Source organism: Streptomyces sp. NRRL F-5755 (assembly GCF_001279365.1).
Classification (GTDB): Bacteria; Actinomycetota; Actinomycetes; order Streptomycetales; family Streptomycetaceae; genus Streptomyces; species Streptomyces rimosus.
Genome location: NZ_LGCW01000135.1, coordinates 1 through 2,260, shown reverse-complemented (window position 1 = coordinate 2,260; position 2,260 = coordinate 1). Strand labels below are relative to the sequence as shown.

Genomic DNA, 2,260 nt, shown 5'->3' with positions numbered 1-2,260 from the left:
AGTAGCCGCCGGTGCCGCGGATGTCGATGCCGGGGGCCAGGCGGCCTGCCGAGTTCGGTACGGGCGGGGACGGCGGGCCGGAGAAGTACAGGTGGTGGCCGCCGCTCGGGGTGCGGACCGTGACGGTGGGCGGCAGGGCGACGTGGTGTTCCTCGGCCAGCAGGCGCAGGGCGGTGAGGCCGTCGGCGCCGTGTTTGGTGTCCAGGTCGATGCCGATGAGGTGGTACGGGGGAACGCCGCAGGCGATGCCGTACGCGGTGGCCCAGGGTGCGGCCGCGAAGAGACGGCGTACGGCGAGCGGGTCGGCGGTGGCGTCGTGGATGCCGTGTCCGAGTTGGCCGCAGGCGCCGCGGCACGGGTCGGCGGCCTGGTCGGCGTGGTGCGGGGAGCGCACGGCGGGGAGCTTGGCGCGGGTCAGCGGGATGACCGCGTAGCCGCGGCCGGCGGCCACGAGGGCGTGGGTGAGCGCGGTGGTGTGGTGATCTTCGCGGCGGTACGGGGGGTCGGGGCGGGGGGTGTGACGAGGGGCGCGGGGGGATGAGCGGTTGGGGGGCGGCCCGGCGGAGGAGGCGGTGGAGGGACCGGCGGAGGGGGGGACGGAGGGGTCGGAGGGGTGTGCGGGCCGGTCCGTGGGGGTGGAGGGATGGCTTCCGGTGGTCGTGTCCATGGCGGTCGAGTGGGGAGAGGCCATGGATTCATTTTCGTATGTACGTTCGAGTATGGAAAGGGGAACGAGGGGTTCACCACGGGAAGGGCTGAAATCGTGCGGGAAAGATTCGGCGCAGGCGGAAGAAGGATTGCCTGGGACGCGGGTGGACGCGGTGAGGTTTTGGAGGGGCGCGCGAGGTTTACCCGGGGTTCTTCATGCTTGAGGGGGAAGTGGGTATTCCGGGCTGGTTCGCCGGGGGTTCGTTGGGCAAGTCTGATCACCGCGACGTCGTGGACTCCGCGAAGGCAGCAACCAACTGCTCCTCAGGAGTGCGCGTTTGGGCGGGGCTGGGTGGGGTTCGGTCCGCTCGTACCCGTTCTGTCCCCGGTCCCATTCCGTGATCACGTTACGCAGTCCCAGCGTCCCGAGTCCCCAGCAAGCGGGCAGCGCCCACCGGTCCCGTGTCGGACCGCTGGGCCGTGTCCCGTAAGGGGAGAAACGTCATGGCAAGCATCCGTACCGCTCGTACCGCCCGCACGGCCCGTACCGTCGCCGCCCTCGCCGCCCTGCCCCTGGCGACCGCCCTCCTGACCGGTGTGGCCCACGCCGACAACGGCGCACTCGCGGGCAACGGGTCGAGCGCTGCGGCCACGAGCCTGGTCGACGGCGGTGTCGGCCATAACAGCAATGGCAACTCGACCACCACGCAGCAGGTCGTGAACGGCCCCGGAGCGTCCAACCAGAACAACAACGCGAGCGTGATCGGTCACGGGCTGACCCGCATCGATCAGACCAACGCCACGGTGAACTTCACCAACCTCTGGTGAGCCGAGGGCACGTGGCCCGGCCGGCGTAACCGGTGACGCCGCCCGGACCGCGCCGCGGTGGTCTTGACAGTGAAGGATGCCTGACGGACAGTCAGGAACCCTTCGACGTATGCACGGTACCGAGGTCGGGAGGAGGGGGTAATGGGCGTGGATGAGGGGCTGATGGGCGCGGGGGAGGGGCCGGCGGGCGTGGGAGAAGAGACCTCCCCGCGCCGAGAAAGCGGCGTCACGGACCGGCCCCAACCCGACGACCTGTACGCCCGCCTGAAGGCGTTCGAAGGGCAGCCGGCCGTCACCGGCGGCACCGGCAAGGACCCCGTCAACGAGCCCATGATCCGCCACTGGTGCGAGGCCATGGGCGACGGCAACCCCGCCTACGAAGGCCCCGACGCCGTCGCGCCGCCCACCATGCTGCAAGCATGGACGATGGGCGGCCTCTCCGGGCACCCGGGCCGCTCGCCCGCGTACGACGCGCTCTTCACCCTGCTTGACCAGGCCGGATGCACCTCGGTGGTCGCGACCGACTGCGAGCAGGAGTACCTGTGCCCCCTGCGCCCCGGCGACCGGATCACCTTCGACGCCGTCATCGAGTCGGTGTCCCCGCGCAAGACGACGAAGCTGGGGACGGGGTACTTCGTCACGACGCGGATGGACGTACGGACGGATGGTGAACTCGCCGGTACGCACCGCTTCCGCATCCTCAAGTACGCGCCGACCCGTACCCGTCCCGTACCCGGCCCCCAACCCCAGCCCGAATCCCGCCCCCAGCTCCAAACGCACCCCC

The 2,260-nt window shown here is 70.8% G+C and carries 3 protein-coding genes; 2 read left to right on the top strand and 1 reads right to left on the bottom strand.

Translation table 11 applies throughout. The annotated features are described in order from the left end of the window. A partial coding sequence (locus ADK86_RS14935) for a bifunctional DNA primase/polymerase (protein ID WP_234345864.1) occupies window positions 1-691 on the bottom strand: 691 nt, incomplete at its 3' end. A 461-nt stretch (window positions 692-1,152) separates the two neighbouring features. Between ADK86_RS14935 and ADK86_RS14930 the strand changes: the two genes are divergently transcribed. Together ADK86_RS14930 and ADK86_RS14925 are read left to right on the top strand one after the other, a co-directional pair. Continuing rightward, on the top strand, window positions 1,153-1,476 hold the full coding sequence (locus ADK86_RS14930) for a hypothetical protein (protein ID WP_053697039.1): 324 nt from the start codon (window positions 1,153-1,155) through the stop codon (window positions 1,474-1,476). A 141-nt stretch (window positions 1,477-1,617) separates the two neighbouring features. Further along, a partial coding sequence (locus ADK86_RS14925; RefSeq protein WP_234345863.1) for an FAS1-like dehydratase domain-containing protein occupies window positions 1,618-2,260 on the top strand: 643 nt, incomplete at its 3' end.

Coding starts and splice junctions, on each gene's coding strand:
- ADK86_RS14930 (WP_053697039.1), top strand. CDS start 1,153: ATGGCAAGCATCCGTACCGCTCGTACCGCCCGCACGGCCCGTACCGTC.